The following is a 22,186-nucleotide window of genomic DNA, read 5'->3' on the forward strand; positions in this document are numbered from 1 at the left end:
GACGGGGGCGAGCGGATGTCGCATCCGCTCGCCCCCGCCCCGTCATGAGCGCGCGCTGTCTACCAGACCAGCACCGGCACCGCGAACGACCGCGAGTCGGCGTACGGCTCAGTGCTCTCGAAGTTCGAGCGCAGCACGTGCACACCACGGGCGAGATCGGGCAGCGTCACCGAGAAGCGACCCTTGTCGGCGGCGTCGAGTTCGACCGTCGCGATGACCGTCGACCCGTCGGTGATGGTCACCGTACCGACCGGCTTCGAGCCGTCGTGGGCGACCACGACACCGCTGTACTTGATCTTCTTGCCGACCTTCGCCAGCAGCTTGTTCGGCACACCGACGATCGTCGTGTCGACCTCGGCGACCGGCTGCTCGATCGTGACCGGGACCTCGACGCTCGTGCCCGTCGATGCGACCGAGACGACGAGCTGCTGTGCGCCGCTGAGGCCTTCGGGGATCGTGATCGTGAGCGATGCACGGCCGCCCTCGTCGGTCGTCGCGACGACCGTGCGGTCGACCGGTGCCGTGCCGACGGCGATTCCGCCGATCGAGACGGTGACCTCTCCCGCGGCGACCTCGGTGGTGCTGAAGTCGAGCGAGCTGAGCGCGAGGTTCAGCGTCTCGCCGGGCACGTAGGCGGTGCCGTTGGCCGGGGCCGGCAGCACCAGACCCACCGAGCGCTGCGCCAGGTCGGGCGTCGCCGTCTTGTTCACGGTGAACCAGTCCACCATCGCCTGCAGGTCGACCTTGCCGGTGTCGGCGCGACCGGTTCCCTTGCCGAGGGTGAAGAAGTTGTCACCGCCGGCCGCGAGGAACGAGTTCGCAACGACGCGGTAGCTTCCGGCCGGGTCGAGCTCTACGCCGTTCAGCGACACGTGGGTCACGCGGGACCCCGCTGCCGCCGTCGGGTCGTAGACGACCTCGAGTCCGGCGCTGACGCCGAGCTTCAGGAACGGACGGGAGGCGCCGGCCGGCTGCCACTGCTCCTCGAGCACCTGCTTGACCTGGGCGCCGGTGAGCGTCTGGGTGAAGAGGGTGTTCGCGAACGGCTGCACGTTGGCGGCCTCGCGGTAGGTGACGTTGCCGTCGGGGTCGGCCGCGTTCGAGCTCTTGAACTTCAGGTCGGTGCGCATGCCGCCCGGGTTCATGAACGCGATGTCGGCTGCGCCGTCCTGCTGGGCCGCCCAGAGCTGCACATCGGCGACGAAGTTGCCGATCGTCGACTCGGCGCCGCGCGCCTCGACCGTGATCGGGTTGCCGTTCGCGTCCTTGCCGGGCATCTGGCCGCGGTTGAAGTCGGCCGTGATGTCGCCGACCTTGACCCCGCCGAGCTCGTTGGCCTTCAACGTGGCGGCGGCGACGATCGCCGCGACCTCGGGGTCGGCCGGGTAGAGCGCCTTGGCGGGCACGGGCGGGTTGGTCGTCGCGGTCGTCATGAGCGGCTTGAGCTCGTTGGTGATCGAGACGAGTTCCTTCGTCTTGCCGTCGACCTCGAGCTTCATGAGGCCGAACTGCTCGCCGTACTGGCCGGCCGAGACGACCGGGCGGCCGTCGACGACGTGGTTGTAGGGCAGGTGCGTGTGCGCCGAGACGATCGCGTCGACCGCGGGGTCGACACCGGCGACGATCTTGCCGAACACCGAGCCGTCGGTGACGGACTCCTTGGCGGCCGTGGCCGCACCCTCGTGCACGAGCAGGATCAGCACGTCGGCCTCGCCGTTGGCGGGGTCGCCGTCGGTGAGGTTGTCGGCCTGGGCGTTGACCGACTCGACGATCGGGCGAACGTCGAGGTCGGCGATGCCGGCGGGGCTGACGAGCGAGTGCAGCTCTTCGGTGACGGCGCCGATGAAGCCCACCGTGACGCCCTCGAAGGTCTTCGTGTAGTACGGCGCGAGCGCCGTCTCGTCGGTGCCCTTGAGGAAGACGTTCGAGCTGATGTACTCGAAGTCGGCCTCGCCCTGCACGCGATCGCGGAGGTCCGCCCAGCCCTGGTCGAACTCGTGGTTGCCTGCGGCGCTCACGTCGAGTCCGGCCGCGTTCAGCGCGGCGATCGTCGGCGAGTCCTTCTGGATGAAGGACGTGAACGTCGAGGCTCCGATGAGGTCGCCCGCCGCCGCGAAGACCGTGTTCGGGTTCTCGGCCCGGACGGCGTCGGCGGCTCCCGCGAGCACCGCGGCACCCGCGGCGGGCGCAGCCTGCTCGATACGGCCGTGGAAGTCGTTGATCGTCATCACGCTGATGTCGACCACGTCGTTGAGCTTCGCGCTGTCGAGGCCGATGACCTGGGGGTCGTGGTCGCTCGAGCGGAACACGGAGCCGTCGTCGGGCGAGCCGTTCTCGTACTGGCGGTCGCTCCACTCGGGCGAGTTGATCGCCCAGCGGCCGATGCCCGTCACGCCCTGCACGGCTGCGGCGTTGCCGAGCGCGTGGTCGAGCGAGCCGAGCTCGCCGTCGAACGTGTACGTGTACTGGTCGTCGGTCAGATCGGGCAGCAGGTCGGAGTACCCGGCACCCGTGAGCACCTGGATCGGGTCCTCTTCGGCGTACGAGTTGAAGTCGCCGAGCAGGAACACCTCGCCGGCCTCGGCCGCGAGCGAGTTCGCCAGCGTCAGCAGCGAGTTCGCCTGCGCGACGCGGTCGGCGTTGAAGAAGCCCTGGCCGTCGGCCGGCTGCGCGCCGGATCCGCTCTTCGACTTGAAGTGGTTGGCGACGACCGAGAAGTCGTTGCCGTTCGGCAGTTCGAAGACCTGGCCGATGGGCTCGCGGGCGTTGCCCCAGACGCTTTCGTCGATCACGGTCTGCGCGTCGCCCTTGGGGGTGACGGCAGCGGTCCGGTAGATGATCGCGCTCTGGATGACGTCGGTCGTCGCGGCCGTGAGCGAGGCCGGCGTCGGGATGTACGCCCACACGTCGGAGCCCTCGGCCTCGTTCAGCGCTGCGACGAGCGTCGCGGTCGCCTCGTCGCGCGCCTCGCCGAGCTTGAACGAGTTCTCGATCTCCTGCAGCGCGACGACCTCGGCGCCGAGCCCGGTGATCGCCGCGACGATCTTCTTCTCCTGCAGGGCGAACTCCTCGGCGGTGGCGGCGCCACGCGCGTTCGCGTTCTGGCTCGAGAGCGTGGTGAAGTAGTTCAGCACGTTGAAGACCCCGACCTGGATGTCGCCACCGACCGCGGGGGCGGTGTCGACTCGCGGGTTCAGCGTCTCGAACGTCGGCTTCACGGATGCCGGGCTGGTGCTGTCGATCGGCGAGGTCGGCTGCAGGCGCCACGCGTCGAAGCCGTAGCTCAGCACGTACGGCGTCTCGGGCAGGATCACGCGGTCGCCGTTGCGGACGATCACGTCCTTCGTGAGGTACGGCTGGTCCGCCGGGTGCCCCGCGGAGGTCACGGCGGCGTTCCATCCGTCGTCGAGGATCAGGAGCCGGCCTCGGTTCGCGACGGCGGCGGCGTTCGCGTCGGGGCCGGCGTCGAGCAGCTCGGTGCTCTTGACCGGCAGCGAGTCGCCTGCGGCCATCCACAGCGAGCCGAAGTTGTAGGCCTCGTGCGTGCTCGAGAGCAGGTAGTTCCCGGAGGGTGCGACGAGCATGCTCTCGAGCGGCTCGCGGGCCGAACCCACGGTGCTCGCGGGCAGGTCGACGGCGTCGGGCACGCCGACGGCCGCGGTCACGAGTTCGGCGCCGGTCGCGCTCGTCGTGATCTGGGTGAGACCGAAGTACTCGCTCACGGTGCCCGTGACGCGCACGAGGTCGCCGATCGCACCGACGGCGGGCATCTGGAAGACGAAGATGCCGTCGGATGCGCCGGGAGTGGTGTCGGCGCCGGGAGTCTGGATGGTCACGCCGTTGTAGCCGCCCGCCCGGTGGTCGGCGGTGATGACGCCCTCGACGACGACCAGCTCGCCGTCCATCGTGGTCGCGTCGCCCGTGCCCTGCACCGCAGCGATCGTCGTGGCCGTCGGGTCGACCGGATCGGTGCCGCCCCCCGAGCCCTGCGGGGTGACGGTCGACGAGAACGTGAAGTCGGCGGCGTTGACGTCGGTGTCGGCGAAGCCGGTGCGGACGATGCTGCCGGGGTCGGCGTTGCCGCCCGGGTAGCCCGCCGCGGCGCCCTCGAAGTTCACCGAGGTGCCGTAGCCGACGTAGTCGACCACCTGCGGGTTGTTGACGATGGAACCGGTGCCGGGGTTGATCGCACCGGGCACGTTCGCGAGGAAGAGCGAACCGTTCGTGCCGCTCGGGTTCAGCCCGAGCGTCGCGTCGGGCTCGGGCAGCGCCGTGCCGACCGAGCCGTTGCCGGGAAGGGCGATGAGGTAGTAGCCGCCGGCCTCGATCTCACCGGCGAGGGCGCCGACGCCGCTCGAGGCCGCGGTGCTCGTGGCGCTGCGGTACTGCAGCGACCACCCTGCGAGGGAGACGGGCGCGCCGGTGGGGTTGTACAGCTCGACGAACTTGCCGGCGAACGGCTGGTTCGCGCTGCCGCCACGGGCGTACACCTCGTTGATGACGACGCCGGAGCCGTCGACGGCCGCGAATGCGGGCGGAGCGCCGAGCAACCCGACGACGAGTGCTCCGATCGATGCGGCCGAGACGGCCGCCAGACGTGGGATGGTGCGGCGACGATGCATGACTCTCCTCAGAGCGATCGGATCAGTGCGATCGGACCCCGCCGACGGACCGCGTGGATGCGCGCCCGGCTCGGGGGGACATTGCCCGTAGCCTATGAGCGGGCTGCGGCCGTGCCAAGGGGCTTGCGTCGATTCATCCGCCTGATTTCACGTGCTGTTCATGGATGCTGCGCACATGAGCAAACGGCATCGGCTCGAGTGCTCGAATGAGCGGAACGCGAGCCATCGCTACGCTGGCGAGCATGCTCACGGCCGTCTTCTCGCTCACCGGGGCGCTCGTGTTCGGCACCTCCGACTTCCTCGGCGGCCTCGCCGCGAAGCGCATCAGCGCCATCCTCGCGACGGCGGTCGCGGCGGTCGTCGGATTCGTGGTGCTCGCCGCCGCGTATCCGCTGATCGGCGGAGCCTGGACCGCGCATGACGTCTGGTGGGGCGCAGTCTCGGGCGTCAGCGGCGCCATCGCGATCTCGCTGCTGTACGCGTGCCTCGCGATCGGTCCGATGTCGATCCTGTCGCCGCTCACGGCGGTCGTCTCGGCGGTCTTGCCGATGGCGTGGGGCCTCGTCACCGGCGAGCGGTTCACGGCGCTCGGCTACTGGGCCCTCGGCCTCGCGCTCCTCGCCGTCGTGCTCGTCGGCTTCGTGCCGGAGAAGGGGGCCGTGCGCCCGAGCCTCCGCGGGCTCGTGATGGCGGTCGGCTCGGGCATCGCGATCGGCGGCTTCTACATCACGATCGACCAGACCTCCGACGAGAGCGGCATCGTGCCGCTGCTCCTGAACCGAGCCGTCACGGGCGTGATCATGTTCACCGCAGTCGGCATGGTCGCGCTCGTCGCGCTGGCGCGGCGACGAACCGCACCGGCGACGACGGCACCGAGCGAGCGGATGCCGCAGCGCACGTCGCTCGGTGCAGCCACCGCACCTCGACCCCGCTCGGCGACGGCGACCGGCATCCGCCTCGCGATCGCGTGCGGCATGGTCGACGTGATCGCGAACGGCCTGCTGCTCGCCGGCATCCGCGCGGGCGACCTCTCGGTGGCCGCGGTGCTCGGGGCGATGTACCCGGCGGGCACGATCCTGCTCGCCGCACTCGTGCTCCGCGAGCGGATCGCGCCCGTGCAATGGGTCGGCCTCGTGCTCGCCCTCGCCGCCGCGGGCATGCTCGCGCTCGCGTGACGGCGGCGCGGGCGTTCCCGACCGACGAAGCGGAGGGCCCTAGAGCCGAACGACCTCGGTGACGCGCACGACGGCCGCGCCCTCCTCGGCGGAGGCGTCGAGGTCGACCTCGGCCCTGATGCGCCAGTCGTGGTCGCCCGCCGGGTCGTCGATCGTCTGCTCGACGCGCCACATGCCGTTCGCGGTATCGGCCTCGTCGATCGCGACCAGGCGCGGCGACCGGGCCGCCGGTCCGGTGCCGATCTCGTCGTGCTCGGCGTAGTAGCGGTCGAGCGCGTCGGGCCAGCCGGCGTCGGGGTCGAGCTCGGCGAGCTCGTCGTCGCGCTCGAGGGCCGCGAGCTGCACGCGGCGGAACAGTTCGTTGCGCACGAGCACCGTGAAGGCGCGGCGGTTCGTCACGACCGACGGCGGTGCCGGCGGCACGACCGCGACCTCGTCCTCGGGGAGGTGGGCGGCGGGGTCGATGAGCTCGTTCCACTCGTCGACGAGGCTCGAGTCGACCTGCCGCACGAGTTCGCCGAGCCACTCGATGATGTCGAGCAGTTCCTCGTTCTTCGCCTCGGTCGGCACCGTCTGGCGGATCGCCCGATACGCGTCGCTGAGGTAGCGGAGCACGAGCCCCTCGCTGCGGGCGAGCTGGTAGAAGCCGACGTATTCTCCGAACGACATGCTGCGTTCGAACATGTCTCGCACGACGGACTTCGGCGACAGCTCGAAGTCGCGCACCCACGGCTGACTCGAGGCGAAGACCTCGAACGACTGGGCGAGCAGCTCGTCGAGCGGCTTCGGCCACGTGACCAGTTCGACGAGCTCCATGCGCTCGTCGTACTCGATGCCGTCCTGCTTCATGCGGCCGATCGCCTCGCCGCGCGCCTTGAACTGCTGCTGCGAGAGGATCGGTCGCGGGTCGTCGAGCGTCGATTCGATGACGCTCACGACGTCGAGGGCGTAGTGGCCGGTGCCGGCACCGTTCTCGGCGGTGGCCTCGGGGTCGAGCAGCTCGATCGCCGCGAGCGCGAACGGCGACAACGGCTGGTTGAGCGCGAAGTTCGGCTGCAGGTCGACCGTGAGGCGCACGATCGGCAGGCCGTCGCCCGCAGGCGGCAGCAGCTCGACGACGCCCGCGTCGCGCAGGGTGCGGAAGATCTCGAGCGCGCGCCGCGCGAGCTCGAACTGCCGGGCGCGCGGTTCGTGGTTGTCGAAGACGAGCGAGCGGATGTCGCCGATCACGTCTCCCCCGCGGGCGATCACGTTGATCAGCATCGCCGCCGTGAGCTTCAGCTGCGGCACGAGCGGCTCGGGCTCGGCCGCGACGAGCCGCTCGTACGAGGCCTCGCCCCAGGTGATCTGGCCGGCGGGCGCCTTCTTGCGCACGATCTTCTTGATCTTCTTGGGGTCGTCGCCCGCCTTGCGGACGGATGCCTCGTTCTCGATCTCGTGCTCGGGTGCGAGCACGACGACGGTGCCCGCGGTGTCGTAGCCGGCCCGCCCCGCCCGTCCCGCGACCTGGTGGAACTCGCGTGCGGTGAGCTGCCGCATCCGCTGCCCGTCGAACTTCGCGAGCGCGGTGATGAGCACCGTGCGGATCGGCACGTTGATGCCGACCCCGAGGGTGTCGGTGCCGCAGATGACGCGGAGCAGCCCGCGCTGGGCGAGGGTCTCGACGAGGCGCCGGTAGCGCGGCAGCATGCCGGCGTGGTGCACGCCGATGCCCGCGCGCACGAGTCGCGAGAGGGTCTTGCCGAACGCGGTGTTGAAGCGGAAGCCGCCGAGCGCCTCGGCGATCTCGTCGCGCTGCTCGCGCGTGACGACGCGGATCGACGACAGCGCCTGGGCCCGCTCCATCGCAGCGGCTTGCGAGAAGTGCACGATGTAGACGGGCGCCTGCCGCGTCTCGATGAGCTCTTCGACGGTCTCCTGCACGGGCGTCTTCGCGTACGAGAAGTGCAGCGGAACCGGCCGGTCGACGCCCGTGACGAGCGCGGTCTCCCGCCCCGTGCGACGCTTCAGATCGGCGGCGATCGCCGTGACGTCGCCGAGGGTCGCCGACATGAGCACGAACTGCGCTCGGTGCAGCGTGAGCAGCGGCACCTGCCAGGCCCAGCCGCGCTCGGGGTCGCCGTAGTAGTGGAACTCGTCCATGACGACCTGGTCGACGTCGGCGCCCGGCCCGTGCCGGAGCGCGAGGTTCGCGAGGATCTCGGCGGTGCAGCAGATGATCGGGGCATCGGGGTTCACCGAGCTGTCGCCCGTGACCATTCCGACGTTCATCGCGCCGAAGATCTCGACGAGCTGGAAGAACTTCTCGGAGACGAGCGCCTTGATGGGCGCCGTGTAGTAACTGCGCCCGCCTCGGGCCAGTGATGCCGCGTGGGCGGCGACCGCGACGAGCGACTTGCCGGTGCCCGTGGGCGTGGACAGGATGACGTTCGCGCCCGAGACGATCTCGATGATCGCCTCGTCCTGGGCGGGGTAGAGGGAGAGGCCTCGGCCCTCCGCCCAGTCGACGAAGGCGTCGTACATCGCGTCGGCGTCGTACGGGCTCGGCGCGAGCTCAGGCAGGGTCGGGGTCACCCGTCGAGTCTGTCACGCGAGCGCGAACGACTCTGCCGCGCCCGCGACCGATCAGACTCCGGGCGCGAAGTCGGAGCGGAGACGGTCGAGCGTGTCCTCCTCGACCGCGTCGAGCGCACCGGCCGACCCGGAGCCTCCGCTCGACGGATCGATGACGACGACCGGCCCGGTCGACGACGACCACTCCACCGTGCCGTGCTCGAAGACGCCGCGGAGCACGCCGGTCGACGGCACGAGGTCGACGTCCTGCACCGGCAGGCCGAGCGCCGAACGCTCCCACCCGAGCAGCGCCCAGATGTCTCGGACCATGCCGAAGACGATCGCGGGCCCGTGGTCGGGCGTCCAGTAGATGGAACCGCCCTCGAAGTGCGCGAATCCGCCGGGGAGCCGGCCGCCCAGCTCGGAGGCGGCGAGCGGCTGCTCGTCGGTCGTCGGGAAGCCGAGGAACGAGGTCTCGGCGCCCACGCCGTGCCAGTGCTCGGCGATCGGCCCGTGCACCTCGTGGGCGCCGGTGCGCGCCGACCAGTACACGGCGCCGCGCTCGAACTCGCGGCGGTACATCTCGCCCTCGCCGAGGCGCGTGTGCGGCGCCGTCGCCTCGCCGAGCCACGAGTGCTCTGCGCGCTTCGCGCTGATCGCGGGCACAGCGAGGAGCAGCTGGTTGGCGGGGTCGTAGCTCACGGCCGTGCGGAAGTCGCTCCAGCTGAGCGCACGATCGACGTGCGCGGAGCGCACTTCTGCGCGCGCCGGCCCGCCCTGACGATGGCGCGTGAGGTGCATCATCCGTTCGGTCATCGCCCTGCCCTTCTCCACCCGGCGCCGTCGGCGCCGGAAACGGGGGAAGCCGGCCTGCGCCGAGTTTCGGGACTCGATGCTGACCGGCTATCCGATCGACACCCGCGGCGACAGTTCCCCCTGCAGTTCGCGGAGCGGCGATCGGTACCCAGAGTAGGAGCGAGACGGATGCCGCGAATCAGGGTTATCCCTGAACTCTGCTCGCCGCGCACCCCGGTTCTCAGGGCCTGCACTGGCCGTGCCTCCGCGAAGACACAGGCGACACGGGGCCGGTCGAGCCGCTAGCGTTCGCTCAGACGCACTCGCTCGAGGAGAATCCATGCGGATCGCACCCAGCCCCACGCCAGACGACTCCGCGGCCACGTCGCCGTCCGACGTCGATGCCGAGATCGACGAAGCTGCGGATGCCGAGGCCGACGCGGCTGCCGACGACGGCGGCGCCGACCACGCCGATTCGACCGCGGCACCGGCCGCGCCATCCGACATCGGAGCGTTCGACCGCGCCCTCGTCGTCGTGCACGGCATGGGCAACGCCTATCGCAGCCAGATCCTGCTCGAGTGGGCCGAGCCGCTGCTCAGCCGCATGGACTGGCTGGCACGCGACCGGGTCATCGGCGCCGCCGATCGGCACGGCGTCGCGATCCACGAGTCCGACCTGTCGGGCGACCTGCCCATCATCACGGCGACCGTGCGCTCCCCCGGGCCGCGGGCGCAGGCTGCGGGCGCCCCCGCCGAGGACGACGACGACGTCGTGCAGCGGATCGCGATCATCGAGGCGCGCTGGTCGGAGTCGTTCGTGCCGATGAGCCGGGGTCAGATCTTCCAATGGGCCGTCGTCTTCATGTGGCGCCTGATCCGGCGCGTGCTCGACCTCTTCCTCGGCACCATGGTGCTCGTGCCCTGGTACACCCTCGTGCGGCACTGGAACAAGCCGCCGGGCGCACCTCGCAAGCTCCCGAAGATCGTCGACCTCGCGATCGACGCCGTCCGGCTCGCAGTCTGCTCGATCGCCTTCGCCGTGACCTGGGTGTTCCTCGTGCTGCTGGCGGCGGTGCTGACGCCGATCCTGCCGCTCATCAGCCCGCTCCTGCTCATCCCCTGGTTCAAGAACGTGGCGCAGGGGGTCATCGACGGCATCATCGAGTCGATCGGCGACGTCGCCGCCTGGAAGGAGCGCCCCGTGCGCGCCTCGGCCATGCGGCTCGTCGTGCGCGACGCGCTCACCCGCGCCAAGGAGCTCGTCGGCGACGACGGCGACGTGCACCTCTTCGCTCACTCGCAAGGCGCAGCGGTCGCGACGCTCGCGCTCTTCGAAGAGCTGAAGCCGAGCGACTACAACGTCAGCCGGCTCACCACGGTCGGCGCGGCCGTGGTGCTGCTCGGGCGCGACCGCTGGCTCGGCCGACCCGACGAGTACAAGCCCGTCAGCGACTGGCTCAAGCGCAATGCGGAGGCCGAGCCGCACCGCGGCGTGAAGTGGGCGAACTACTGGGCCATCTGGGATCCGTTCTCGGCCGGCCCCATCGCCGACACCGCCCCCGGCCGCCGTGAGCGGTGGCGCAACGCCTACTTCCCCGGACGCTCCACCGCACAGGGGCCCGAAGAGCACGCCGTGCACAACACGAGCCAGCCCTTCCTCGACCACTCCGTGTACTTCCAGAACACGATCCAGGTCGTCGAGCCCACGGCGCGGCACCTGCTCGGACCCGACTTCCCGCCCGCCCCCGTTCCGGTCGCACAGGTCGAGAACCTGCTCTCGGTCATCGACAAGAAGTCGCTCGGCATCAACATGCTCGCGGCCGTCGTCATCGCCGCGATCCTGCCGGGCCTGCCGGGCGTCTACGCCGCTTTCGCGACCCTCGCGAGCTGGGTGGCCGGCGCGATCGGCTTCATGATCGGCGTGTTCCCCGGCGGTCAGGACGTCGCCGAGGCGGTGCCGGCCACGATCGCCGCGGCTTCGTTCGTGACCGACCCCGATGGCCTGAACCCGTGGACCTGGCTCATCGCCTCGGGCTTCACCCTCGCCGTGCTGATCTGGCTGAACCAGCGGCTCTCGACCGTCACCAGGCGGTCGCGTGAGTGGGACCGGTGCCCGATCGAACCTCGCCACTGGCTCGTGCTGAGCTCGATCCCCCGCGCGGCCTACGTCGCCGGCGCCGTCGTCTGCACGTGGTTCGCGATCTTCGCCTGGATCCGGCCTCCGCTCGAGGTGCTCGTCGGGAGCGCCGTAGGCCTCCTGATCGTGGCGGTCTTCGTCTTCGTCGAGCCGCTCTACGCGCCCGTTCCGGTGATCGTGCCTGCGCGCACCGACGACGATGCGGCGAACACCCTGGCACTGGCCGGGATCCCCGCACCGATGAAGCTCCGCGACGCGGTGGCGACCGACGGGTTCCAGCAGGACCTCGCGGCACGACGGCGGCTGCTCAGCCCGCAGGGCTGGCGCGCGGAGGTCTGGGCAGGATGGTTCCACAACTGGCCGAAGTCGGCCGAGGACCCGGTGCCCGAGGCCGTCGCGACGACCGACTAGGAACCGGCGGGTTCAGCGCCCGCGCAACGTCGGCCGGAACACCCCGGCCGGGTCGCCGCCGGTCACGAGCTCGACCGCTGCCTCGGCGAGCCGGAACGGCACGACGGCTGCGAACTGCACGAGCACGAATGGACCGAGCCAGCCGATCGAGAACGCCAGCACGAGCTGCGGCGGCGCGAGTCGACCCCACGCCAGCGCGGCCACGACGACGATGACGAGCAGCACGAGCCACACGGGGTTCCAGAACGCGGCGACGGATGCCCCGGCCACCACGATGCCGCCGAGCACGGCCTGCACGACGAACGCCGCACCGGCGGCGCCGCCGAACTGCCGCTCGCGATCCGCGGAGACCCAGGCCCACATCACGGCCGCCCTGAGCAGCGGCACACCCTGCTCGCGAAGCGCGGTGCGGAAGACCCGGTCGTCGACCCGTCGCTGCGCGAGCGCGGCCCGCCGATCGGCGAGGTTCGCGGCGAGCACCGAGCGGTGGTCGTGCAGCAGCGCCGGCGCCGATTGCCGCCCGTAGCTCGCGATGAGGCCCCAGAGCAGGGTCGGCACGGAGGCGAGGTCGGAGTCGTCGCCCGCGGCATCCTGCACCGGCACGTCGTAGCGCGACCCGCTCACCGGGTCGAGGTAGGCGAACGGAGCGCGCACCTGGAAGCGATGCCCGTCGGCGGGGCGCTGGGCGAGCAGCAGTTCACCGAGCGGCCGATCGTCATCGGTGAGGAATGGCATCGCGGACTCCTTCGCTCGGGCGGTCGCTCATGCCCATCCTGCTCCCGACCACCGCGATCGGAGCTCAGCCGAGCAGGAGCGCCACCGCGATGAGCACCGGCACGGAGCCGATCGTGGTCAGGAACACGGTGTCGCGGGCCACGACCTCCGCCGTCTCGTAGCGCTGGGCGTAGACGAAGACGTTCTGCGCCGTCGGCAGCGACGCGAGCACCGTCACCGCATAGAGGTCGAGGCCCTCGAGCCCGAAGACGAAGGCCCCGACCGCCCACGCGGTGATCGGCATCACGACGAGCTTCAACGCCGTGGCGAGCGCCACCTCGCGACGGCCGCTGCCCGGCGCGAAGAGTCGCTGCCCGTGCAGCGACAGCCCGTAGGCGATCAGCATGAGCGGCACCGCCGCGTGTCCGATGAGCTCGATCGGCTCCATCACGATCGGCGGCAGCTCGATGCCCGACACCGCGACGATCACGCCGGCGAGGGAGCCGATGATGATCGGGTTCGTGAACGTCGTGCGCACGATCGCCGTCACCGAGGTGTGGCCGTGCACGCGCGCGCCGAGGATCGCGAGGGCCACCGGTGCGAACAGCAGCAATTGCAGCAGCACGACGGGCGCCGAGTACGCCGCGTCGCCGAGCATGTAGACCGCGATCGGGATGCCGAAGTTGTTGCCGTTGACATACCCCGAGGCGAGCGAGCCGATGACCGTGTGCTCGAGGCGCCGCCGCCACAGGAGCATCGCGACGAGGCCGAAGACGAGCATCATCGAGACGGCGGCGATGGCCGAGACCGGGAGCAGCACCGAGAACAGCGCACCGACGTCGGCCGTCGCGAGCACGGAGAACAGCAGGAACGGCGCGAGCACGCTGAAGTTCAGCCGGGCGAGCATCGGCCGGGCCTCGGGGCCGAGCACGCCGGTGCGCCCGGCGATCCAGCCGACGAAGACGGCGAGCGCGATCACCGCGAAGCCGGTGAAGATCTGGATCATGCATCGCCTCCGCGTTCACCCGGGTGCAATGCGCTGCTCATCGCCTTCGACCCTATCGGTGGTGCCCGCCGCACGACCGACCTAGGCTCGAAGTGCACTGGAGCCGACGGGGGAAGCCATGGCCGACGCAGGCGAGCACGAGCACGAGCACGAGCACGAGACCGGGCAGCAGGTGCGCGGGGCATCCGTGCCGCTCGACATCGTCGACGCATGGTGGCGGGCCGCGAACTACCTCAGCGTCGGCCAGATCTACCTGATGGCGAACCCGCTGCTCGCCCGCCCGCTCGAGCCCGGCGACATCAAGCCGCGACTGCTCGGGCACTGGGGCACCTCCCCCGGGCTGAACCTCGTCTACGCCCACCTCAACCGGGCGATCATCGAGCGCGGGACGCCGACGATCTACGTCTGCGGACCCGGCCACGGCGGTCCTGCGATGGTCGCGAACACGTGGCTCGACGGCACGTACTCGGAGCTCTTCCCCGCGATCGGCGCCGATGCGGAGGGCATGCGGCGGCTCTTCCGCCAGTTCTCGTTCCCGGGCGGCATCCCGTCGCACGCGGCGCCCGAGACGCCCGGCTCGATCAACGAGGGCGGCGAGCTCGGCTACTCGCTCATGCACGCGTACGGCGCAGCACTCGACAACCCGGGGCTCGTGGTCGCCTGCGTCATCGGCGACGGCGAGGCCGAGACCGGTCCGCTCGCGGCGAGCTGGCGCGGGCACTCGTTCCTGAACCCGCTGACGGATGGCGCGGTGCTGCCGATCCTCCACCTCAACGGCTACAAGATCGCGAACCCGACGCTGCTCGCACGCATCCCCGAGGCCGAACTCGTCGACTTCTTCCGCGGCAACGGCTACGAACCGCTGCTCGTCACCGGCGGGTTCGACGGCGAGGACCCGATGGCGGTGCACGGTCGCATGGCCGACGCGATCGACGTCGCCTACGCGCGCATCGCCGCGATCCGGGCGGATGCCGCGGCGGGTGCGTTCGCCGAGGCCGCGCCGCGCTGGCCCGCGATCGTGCTGCGCACGCCGAAGGGATGGACCGGTCCTGCCGTCGTCGACGGCGTGCAGGTCGAGGGCACGTTCCACGCCCATCAGGTGCCGCTCGCCGGCGTGCGCGAGAACCCCGAGCACCTCGCGATGCTCGAGGCGTGGCTGCGGTCGTACCGCCCTGAAGAGCTCTTCGACGGCGAGGGGCGCCCGGTCGCCCGGCTCGGTGCCGTGCGGCCCGAGGGCGAGATGCGCATGAGCGCGAACACCAGCGCTCACGTCAACGGCGGCATCGCCCGGCCGCTCGAGCTGCCGTCGCTCGCGCCGCACGGCGTCGCGGTCGCCCCCGGCGAGCGCGGCGACACGGGCGAGGCGACGCGGGTGCTCGGAGCGTGGCTCGCCGAGGTGATGCGCGACAACCCCGACGACTTCCGCCTCTTCGGGCCCGACGAGGTGCTCTCGAACCGGCTGGGCGCCGTGTTCGACGTCACCGCGCGAGCATGGGCGGAGGCGATGCATCCGCTCGACGAACACCTCGCGCGCGAGGGCCGCGTCATCGAGGCGCTGAGCGAGCACCTCATGCAGGGCCTGCTCGAGGGGTACCTGCTGACCGGGCGGCACGGGCTCATCACGAGCTACGAGGCGTTCATCCACATCGTCGACTCGATGTTCAACCAGCACGCGAAGTGGCTGGAGTCCGCGAAGCAGGTGCCCTGGCGGGGCGACGTCGCGAGCCTCACCTACCTGCTCTCCTCGCACGTCTGGCGGCAGGACCACAACGGGTTCTCGCATCAGGACCCCGGGTTCCTGAACGTCGTGGTGAACAAGCAGGCCGATGTCGTGCGCGTATACCTGCCGCCCGATGCGAACACCCTGCTCGAGGTCATGCGGCACGCCTTCGACACTCGCAACCGGGTCAACGTCGTCGTCGCGGGCAAGCAGCCGCACCCGCAGTGGCTCTCACCCGCCGAGGCCGCGGCCCACGTCGAGGCGGGTCTCGGCGTGTGGGAGTGGGCGGGCAGCGAACCCGATTCCGAGCGAGCGGATGCCGCGGCATCCGAGCCCGACGTCGTCATCGCGTGCGCCGGCGACGTGCCGACCGCCGAGGCGATCGCGGCCGCCCGATTGCTGCGCGACCGGCTGCCCGAACTGCGTGTGCGGCTCGTCAACGTCGTCGACCTGATGCGCCTGCAGGATCCGCAGCACCACCCCCATGGGCTGCCCGGCGCGCAGTTCGACGCGATCTTCACCCGTTCGGCGCCCGTGGTCTTCGCGTTCCACGGGTACCCGTCGCTCGTCCACCAGCTGACCTACCGGCGCACCAACCATGCGAACATCCACGTGCGCGGCTTCGCGGAGCGGGGCACGACGACGACGCCGTTCGACATGCTGCACCTGAACGACCTCGACCGCTACCGGCTCGCCCTCGACGTGCTGCACCGGGTGCCGGGCCTCCAGGGCCGCCCCGGCGTCGCGGAGATCGCCGACGAATGGCACGCGGCGCGCGCCGCGGCGCGCGAGTACGCGTACGAGCACGGCGAGGACCCCGCGTGGATCACCGACTGGCACTTCGCCCCTGACCCGCAGTAGGCGCGACGCGCCCCTGAGACGACGGCGGGCGCCCGGTCTCCCGAGCGCCCGCCGCGTTGCCTCGATCCGATCAGGCGTCGCAACCCCACACGTACGAGCCGTTGTAGTAGACCGGCACCATCTCCTTGCCCGTGCACGGCCCGCAGTCCTCGTCACGAGGGGCTGCAGGGAGCCCCGGGTAGAACTCGGACGTGTACGGGTTCGCTGCCGGAGCGGCTCCCGCGGGCTCCGCGGCTGCCTCGCCAGAAGCGGATGCCGCGGCATCCGACCCGCCCGACCAGTCATCGCCCTCGTCGGCGACCTGCTCGGCGGCAGCGCTCGCCGCTGCCGCAGCTTCGGCCGCAGCCGCCTCGGCGGCCGCCGCCTCGGCCGCGACCCGCGCGGCGATCGCCTCGCCGTGGGCGGTGAGCGCACTGCGCAGCGCCTCGGTCGCCGAGTGCGCGACCGCGGCATTCCTGAGACCTGCGACGTCGACGCCGGCCGCCCCGATGCCGACCTGCCCGCCGACCTCGGCGATCGCGAGTTGCCTCGCACTCGTGAGATCGGCCGACGCCTCGGCGCTCTGCGCCTGGCCGGCGATGCCCACGGCGACCACGATCAGGCCCGCGAGCGCGAACCCGAGCATCCGGTCGGCCCGGAACCTGCCTGAACCGCCCCCGAACTGCGCGGCGGCGACCCCGCCGCGCTCGAACGTCGTGACTCGTTTGGTGATCATTCGATTCCTTCCTTCGTACGGACCGAGTGTTCGGATCTGCCCGTCGGTTCGACGGGTCGAAGGAGGGTTCGTGGCGACGCCGTGTTCGTTCGCACGGCACGGCGAAGGGTCGCCGTGCCGTGCACCCGGAATCGTCACTGTCAGCCCCCCGCTAACACCACACCTGTGCAGCGTATCGATCTCGCACCCCGTTCGGGGGGAGTTTCGCGCAATCGACGGCGAGTGTCGGCGCACAGAACGTGAAATGTTCTTTCGCGATATGGTCGCGGATGTGCCGATCACGCTCGTCTCCCGTGCCCGCTGGTCGCTCATGGCCCAGTTCGCGCTCTTCGGGCTCATCATGTCGTCGTGGACCAGCCGGATGCCCTCGGTGCGCGAGTCCCTCGACATCAGCGCGCTGCAACTCGGTTCGCTGCTCATCATCGGCGGCATCGGATCACTCATCGGCGCGGTCGGCGTCGGCGCGATCGTCGCGAGGTTCGGCAGCCGTGCGACGCTGCTGGCCGGCACCATCGGCAACGTCGTCGGCTTCGGGCTCGATGCCGTCGGCCTCGCGAACGGCGATCTCACGCCGTTCATCGCCGGCGTGTTCATCAACGGACTCTGCGGCGCGCTCATCAACGTGCCGGTCAACATCAATGCGGCCTCGGTCGAGCAGCACTTGCGGCGCGCGGTGCTGCCGCACTTCCACGCGGCGTTCTCGATCGGCGCGGCGGGCGGCGCCCTCGTCGGCGCGGGCTTCGCACTGGCCGGCGTGCACATCGCGACGCAGATCGTCGTGGTCACGCTCGCCGTGACGGCTCTGCGCCTCTGGCTGCTGCGACCGGCGACGGCGCTCACCGTGCGCGCCGCCGTCACCACGGCGACCGGGTCGATCGACGCCCACGGGACCGGCCGTCGCAACCGCCGTGCCGTGAAGTCGGCCCTCGGCGCCTGGCGGGAGCCGCGCACGCTGCTGCTCGGCGTGGTGCTGCTCGCCGCGTCGCTCGCCGAGGGCTCGGCCACCACGTGGCTCTCGCTCGCGGTCGTCGACGGCTTCGAGGCGGCAGAGGCCGTCGGCGCGATCGCCTACGCCACGTTCGTGGGGGCGATGACCGTCTTCCGCTTCGTCGGCACCCGCCTCATCGACCGCTTCGGGCGGGTGGCCGTGCTGCGCGCCTCGGGCGTCTCAGCGCTCGGCGGTCTCGCGCTGTTCGTCTTCGGGCCGAACCTCGCCGTCGCGTGGATCGGCATCGTGCTCTGGGGCTGCGGTGCGGCGCTCGGCAACCCGATCGCGATCTCCGCGGCATCCGACGACCCCGATCGCGCCGGCCAGCGCGTCTCGGTCGTCACCTCGTTCTCGACGATCTCCTCACTGACCGCACCGCCGCTGCTCGGGCTCCTCGCCGACGCCGTCGGAGCGCGCTACGCCCTCGCAGCGATCGGCGCCGTCATGATCGTCAGCCTCTCGGTCGCCGGGCAGGTTCGGCGGCGCCCGATGGAGCCGGCACCGGATGACTCGTCTCGCACGGGACCGACGACATCCACCGTCCCGAGCGACACGGGTCGTCCCGAGCGGAGCAGGTAGAGCAGCCGCGAGCCGGCTGGGCTACCAGCGGTCGTGGACCGATGCCCGGATCTCGCGGTCGTAGAGCTCGCGCACGGCCTCGTCGAACGACGGCGGCAGTCGCAGGGACCCGGCCTCGGCGTTCGCACGCGCCTGCTGCGGCGAACGCGCACCCGGGATCACCGAGCTCACGCCCGGCTGCGCCGCGATCCAGGCGAGGGCGACCTGGGCGGGTGACGCGGTCGGCGCCGCCTCGCGGGCGAGTGCGGTGAACTCGGATGCCGCGCGCACGCCGGTCTCGTAGTCGACGCCCGAGAAGGTCTCGCCGACGTCGAAGGCCTCGCCATGGCGATTGAAGCTGCGGTGGTCGTTCGCGGCGAAGATCGTGTCGCTCGTATAGCGGCCCGAGAGCAGGCCGCTCGCGAGCGGCACCCGGGCGATGATGCCGACCCCCGCCGCGACGGCGGCCGGCAGCACCTCGTCGAGCGGCTTCAGCCGGAACGCGTTCAGGATGATCTGCACGGTCGCCACGTTCGGTCGCGCGATGGCCGCGAGCGCCTCGTCGACCCGCTCGACGCTCACACCGTAGGCTGCGATCGAACCGTCGTCGACGAGTGCATCGAGCGCGTCGAAGACCAGGTCGTCGCCGTACACCGACGAGGGCGGGCAGTGCAGCTGCACGAGGTCGAGCGTCTCGACGCCGAGGTTCGCACGCGAGCGGTCGACCCACTCGCGGAAGTGCTCGGCCGAGTAGTTGGCGTGCTGCTGCGTCATCCGCCGGCCCATCTTGGTGGCGACCGTGACACCCGCGCCCGGATTCGCGCGGAGCCACGCGCCGATGAGCGTTTCGCTCCGGCCATCGCCGTAGACGTCGGCAGTGTCGAAGAACGTGACGCCCGCCCGGTGCGCCGCATCGAGCACGGCGAAGGCGTCGCCCTCTGCGACCTCGCCCCAGTCGGCGCCGAGCTGCCAGGTGCCGAGGCCCACGACCGAGACGGTGCGTGCGGTGCGGCCGAGGGTGCGAGTCTGCATGATGCTCCTGTGCTGGTCGAGGGAGGACCGTCGGGCGCACCGAGGTCGGATCGGTGCCGGACGGCCCGGGCTCGATCGTGTCATGCGAGCGCGGCGACCGCATCCGCACCAACGCATCGGGTGTCATGTCGGTGGTGCCGCCGAAGCTGTGTGCATGGCTGACAAATACGACGTGAAGCGCGAACTCGCCTGCTACACCGCCCCGCGCGACCGCTTCGAGATCATCGAGGTGCCCGAGATCGCGTACTGCATGGTCGACGGGCACGGCGACCCCAACAGCTCGCCCGAGTACGTCGCCGCGGTCGAGGCACTGTACGCCGTGTCGTACGCCGCCAAGTTCCAGAGCAAGCGAGAGCTCGATCGCGACTACGTCGTCGGGCCGCTCGAGGGACTCTGGAGCGCCGACGACCCGGCGACGTTCGTCACGCGCGAGAAGTCCGCCTGGTCGTGGACGATGATGATCTGGCAGCCCGACTGGCTCTCCACCGAGCTCATCGCCTCGGCGGTCGCGAAGGCGGCCGCGAAGGCGCCGGCCGCACACCTCGTGCGCTTCGAACGGCTGGCCGAGGGGCGCTCGGTGCAGACGCTCCACCTCGGCTCGTACGACGACGAGGGCCCGACGCTCGCCCGCCTGCACGACGAGTTCATGCCCGAGCAAGGTCTGCGGTTCAACGGGCGCCATCACGAGGTCTACCTCGGCGACCCCCGGCGCACCGCTCCCGAGAAGCTCAAGACCATCCTCAGACAGCCGGTTGCGCCGGCCTGACCCGCGGGACGCCGCGGGTCGCTGACCGCCAGTGCGTGTCAGGCGTGCGGATGCCGCGGGGCGCCGCCCTCGATGAGGGCCGCCCCGCGGCATCCCGCCGATCGACGCCGTCGCTCGCTCAGGCCTCCTGCTCGGCGCCGAAGCGCTGGCGGGCATCGAGCGGGATGAGCGGCTTCTCGCCGCGGGCCTTGATCTGCTGCACGGCCCAGGTGTTGCCATCGGGGTCGGCGAAGCCGAAGAAGGTGCCGCCGTCGCGCTCGTCGAAGACGGTGATCTCGCTCGCCTCGACTCCCCGCGAGATCAACTCGTCGCGAGCGGCCGCGGCGTCGGCGACGACGAGCTGCAGGCCGTGCAGGGAGCCCGGCGCCATCTCGTTCTGCGACGGCAGCGAGCCGATCACGATCGAGCAGCCCGAGCCGCGGGGCGTGAGCTGCGCGATGTGCATGTCGCCGTTTCGCGTGTCGTGGTCGAGGGCGAAGCCGAGCTGGTCGCGGTAGAACGCGATCGATCGGTCGAGGTCGCTCACCGGCACGATGACGACTTCCAGTGTCCAGTCCATGGGGTGCTCCGTTCGGTGCGGTGGAGCCCGGTCAGGCGGCGAGGACGCCGTCGAGACGCGCGTAGCCCTCGGTGAGGCCCTGCTCCATGTTGCTCTGGATCATGCCGTCGCGGGCCTCGAGGCTCGGGTAGGTGGAGTGGATGCGGAGCAGCGTGCGCCCGCCGCCGAGGTCTTCGAACGACATCGACTCGACTGCGACGACGTCGGGGAAGCCCTCGTACTCGAAGGTCTGCACCGCGAACTCGTTCTCGCGAACCGAGTGGAAGGTGCCGTTGAAGGCGTACTCCTCGCCCTCGGGGTCGACGTGCAGGTAGCGGTACCCGCCCTGCGGCACGAAGTCCCAACGGTCGACCTTCATCTCGTAGCCGTACGGTCCGAGCCAGCGCTTGACGAGCTCGGGGTCGCGGTGCGCGTTGAAGACGGCGGCGACGGGTGCATCGAACTCGCGCTCGATCTCGACGAAGGGCAGGCCTTCGGGGGCGGTGATGGTGACGGGGTTCGTCATGATTCGTTCTCTTCTCCGGTGCGGCCGGCTGCGCCGGCTTCATGGATGTCGCCGCGGTGCGCGATCGGCGCATGGGAGGCGACGGATGCCCCGGCGTCCGGGCCGGGGGTATCGGCGAGCAGCGCGTCCAGCGAGCGGAACTGCTGCTCGTGGATCAGCCGGTAACGGTCGATCCACGCGGTGAGGGCTTCGAGCTGGGCCGCGTCGAGGTGCACGGGACGGCGCTGCGCGTCACGTGTCCTCGTGACGAGCCCCGCGTGCTCGAGCACCTGGATGTGCTTCGAGACGGCCTGCTTGGTGATCGCGAACGGCTCGGCGAGCTCGTTGACCGTGGCCGGCCCTCGACTCAGACGGGCGATGATGCCGCGGCGCACCGGGTCGGCCAGCGCCATGAAGGCGCGGTCGAGGCGGTCGTCTGCGCCTGGATCGAAGATCATCACCGTTCCCAACTCATTCATTGATCAACCATTTGGTTGATTACAACGTACGCCGGACGGATACCGCTGTCAAGACCCTCCCGGCGTTCCCGTCAGCCGCATCCGGAACGACGCACTCGCCTTCGCCGACAGGGGTTGCCGTGGGCCCTGCGAACGACGAGTATCGGCTTCGACAGCCTCGTCGAGATCGAAAGGGTTTGGATCATGGTCACGCTCAACCCGTACCTCAACTTCCCGGGCAATGCGAAGGAAGCACTGGAGTTCTACCATTCGGTGTTCGGCGGCGAACTCACGACGAGCACCTTCGCCGAATTCGGCCAGGCCGACGATCCGGCCGACGCCGACAAGATCATGCACGGCCAGCTCGAGGGCGCCGGCGGCGTCGTGCTGATGGGCGCCGACACGCCGAGCTCGATGGGCGACCCCGGAACCGGCGGTCCGATCTCGGTCTCGCTCTCGGGCGGGCGCGACGACGACGCGGTGCTCCGCGGCTACTGGGAGAAGCTCCTCGCGAGCGGCACCCAGATCGTGCCGCTGGAGGTGGCCCCGTGGGGTGACGCGTTCGGCATGTGCACCGACGGCTACGGCGTCACCTGGCTCGTGAACATCTCTGCGAACGCCTGACCCGCCCC

At 70.8% G+C, this 22,186-nt stretch carries 16 protein-coding genes; 6 read left to right on the top strand and 10 right to left on the bottom strand.

What is annotated here, in order from left to right:
- Positions 1 to 59: 59 nt before the first annotated feature.
- The gene (locus ACFCVM_RS07345) at positions 60 to 4,622 is read right to left on the bottom strand and encodes an ExeM/NucH family extracellular endonuclease (protein WP_375835442.1); all 4,563 of its coding nucleotides are present in this window, start codon (positions 4,620 to 4,622) and stop codon (positions 60 to 62) included.
- Between the two features lie 242 nt (positions 4,623 to 4,864).
- Here ACFCVM_RS07345 and ACFCVM_RS07350 point away from each other — a divergent pair, with 242 nt between their 5' ends.
- A complete protein-coding gene (locus tag ACFCVM_RS07350; protein ID WP_375835443.1) occupies positions 4,865 to 5,797 on the top strand; it encodes an EamA family transporter in 933 nt (310 codons plus the stop codon).
- Between the two features lie 39 nt (positions 5,798 to 5,836).
- Here ACFCVM_RS07350 and ACFCVM_RS07355 read toward each other — a convergent pair whose 3' ends face one another.
- Both ACFCVM_RS07355 and ACFCVM_RS07360 read right to left on the bottom strand, forming a co-directional pair.
- On the bottom strand, positions 5,837 to 8,320 hold the full coding sequence (locus ACFCVM_RS07355; RefSeq protein ID WP_375836677.1) for a DEAD/DEAH box helicase: 2,484 nt from the start codon (positions 8,318 to 8,320) through the stop codon (positions 5,837 to 5,839).
- A 102-nt stretch (positions 8,321 to 8,422) separates the two neighbouring features.
- Positions 8,423 to 9,166, bottom strand: a complete 744-nt coding sequence (locus tag ACFCVM_RS07360) for an LGFP repeat-containing protein (RefSeq protein ID WP_375835444.1) — start codon at positions 9,164 to 9,166, stop codon at positions 8,423 to 8,425.
- Between the two features lie 319 nt (positions 9,167 to 9,485).
- On the opposite strand from ACFCVM_RS07360, the gene ACFCVM_RS07365 reads away from it, so the two are divergent.
- Positions 9,486 to 11,693: a hypothetical protein gene (locus tag ACFCVM_RS07365; protein ID WP_375835446.1), complete on the top strand. Its 2,208-nt coding sequence runs from the start codon at positions 9,486 to 9,488 to the stop codon at positions 11,691 to 11,693.
- A 12-nt stretch (positions 11,694 to 11,705) separates the two neighbouring features.
- Here the strand turns inward: ACFCVM_RS07365 and ACFCVM_RS07370 are convergent, their stop codons facing one another.
- Together ACFCVM_RS07370 and ACFCVM_RS07375 are read right to left on the bottom strand one after the other, a co-directional pair.
- Positions 11,706 to 12,428 carry a DUF1353 domain-containing protein gene (locus ACFCVM_RS07370; protein WP_375835448.1) on the bottom strand — a complete coding sequence of 241 codons (723 nt, stop codon included), beginning with the start codon at positions 12,426 to 12,428 and terminating at the stop codon, positions 11,706 to 11,708.
- 64 nt (positions 12,429 to 12,492) lie between these two features.
- Complete coding sequence (locus tag ACFCVM_RS07375) at positions 12,493 to 13,413, bottom strand: AEC family transporter (protein WP_375835449.1); 921 nt, start codon at positions 13,411 to 13,413, stop codon at positions 12,493 to 12,495.
- Positions 13,414 to 13,531: 118 nt separating this feature from the next.
- On the opposite strand from ACFCVM_RS07375, the gene ACFCVM_RS07380 reads away from it, so the two are divergent.
- Positions 13,532 to 15,994 carry a phosphoketolase gene (locus ACFCVM_RS07380; protein ID WP_375835451.1) on the top strand — a complete coding sequence of 821 codons (2,463 nt, stop codon included), beginning with the start codon at positions 13,532 to 13,534 and terminating at the stop codon, positions 15,992 to 15,994.
- A gap of 70 nt (positions 15,995 to 16,064) precedes the next feature.
- Here the strand turns inward: ACFCVM_RS07380 and ACFCVM_RS07385 are convergent, their stop codons facing one another.
- A complete protein-coding gene (locus ACFCVM_RS07385) occupies positions 16,065 to 16,709 on the bottom strand; it encodes a hypothetical protein (protein ID WP_375835453.1) in 645 nt (214 codons plus the stop codon).
- A gap of 244 nt (positions 16,710 to 16,953) precedes the next feature.
- On the opposite strand from ACFCVM_RS07385, the gene ACFCVM_RS07390 reads away from it, so the two are divergent.
- Positions 16,954 to 18,276 carry a sugar MFS transporter gene (locus tag ACFCVM_RS07390; RefSeq protein WP_375835455.1) on the top strand — a complete coding sequence of 441 codons (1,323 nt, stop codon included), beginning with the start codon at positions 16,954 to 16,956 and terminating at the stop codon, positions 18,274 to 18,276.
- A 21-nt stretch (positions 18,277 to 18,297) separates the two neighbouring features.
- Here ACFCVM_RS07390 and ACFCVM_RS07395 read toward each other — a convergent pair whose 3' ends face one another.
- Positions 18,298 to 19,287 carry an aldo/keto reductase gene (locus ACFCVM_RS07395; protein WP_375835456.1) on the bottom strand — a complete coding sequence of 330 codons (990 nt, stop codon included), beginning with the start codon at positions 19,285 to 19,287 and terminating at the stop codon, positions 18,298 to 18,300.
- Positions 19,288 to 19,441: 154 nt separating this feature from the next.
- Here ACFCVM_RS07395 and ACFCVM_RS07400 point away from each other — a divergent pair, with 154 nt between their 5' ends.
- Positions 19,442 to 20,053, top strand: coding sequence for a GyrI-like domain-containing protein (locus ACFCVM_RS07400; protein WP_375835458.1), 612 nt, complete (start codon positions 19,442 to 19,444; stop codon positions 20,051 to 20,053).
- Between the two features lie 118 nt (positions 20,054 to 20,171).
- Here the strand turns inward: ACFCVM_RS07400 and ACFCVM_RS07405 are convergent, their stop codons facing one another.
- The 3 genes from ACFCVM_RS07405 to ACFCVM_RS07415 are packed head-to-tail and all read right to left on the bottom strand — an operon-like array spanning position 20,172 to position 21,554.
- The gene (locus ACFCVM_RS07405; RefSeq protein WP_375835460.1) at positions 20,172 to 20,612 is read right to left on the bottom strand and encodes a VOC family protein; all 441 of its coding nucleotides are present in this window, start codon (positions 20,610 to 20,612) and stop codon (positions 20,172 to 20,174) included.
- Positions 20,613 to 20,643: 31 nt separating this feature from the next.
- Positions 20,644 to 21,117: an SRPBCC family protein gene (locus tag ACFCVM_RS07410; RefSeq protein ID WP_375835462.1), complete on the bottom strand. Its 474-nt coding sequence runs from the start codon at positions 21,115 to 21,117 to the stop codon at positions 20,644 to 20,646.
- A complete protein-coding gene (locus ACFCVM_RS07415) occupies positions 21,114 to 21,554 on the bottom strand; it encodes an ArsR/SmtB family transcription factor (RefSeq protein ID WP_375835464.1) in 441 nt (146 codons plus the stop codon). The genes ACFCVM_RS07410 and ACFCVM_RS07415 overlap by 4 nt, the downstream gene beginning before the upstream one ends.
- 204 nt (positions 21,555 to 21,758) lie before the next feature.
- Here ACFCVM_RS07415 and ACFCVM_RS07420 point away from each other — a divergent pair, with 204 nt between their 5' ends.
- Positions 21,759 to 22,178, top strand: coding sequence for a VOC family protein (locus ACFCVM_RS07420; protein WP_375835465.1), 420 nt, complete (start codon positions 21,759 to 21,761; stop codon positions 22,176 to 22,178).
- Positions 22,179 to 22,186 lie beyond the last annotated feature (8 nt).

It is taken from the genome of Agromyces sp. NPDC056389 (assembly GCF_042262385.1).
Classification (GTDB): domain Bacteria; phylum Actinomycetota; class Actinomycetes; order Actinomycetales; family Microbacteriaceae; genus Agromyces.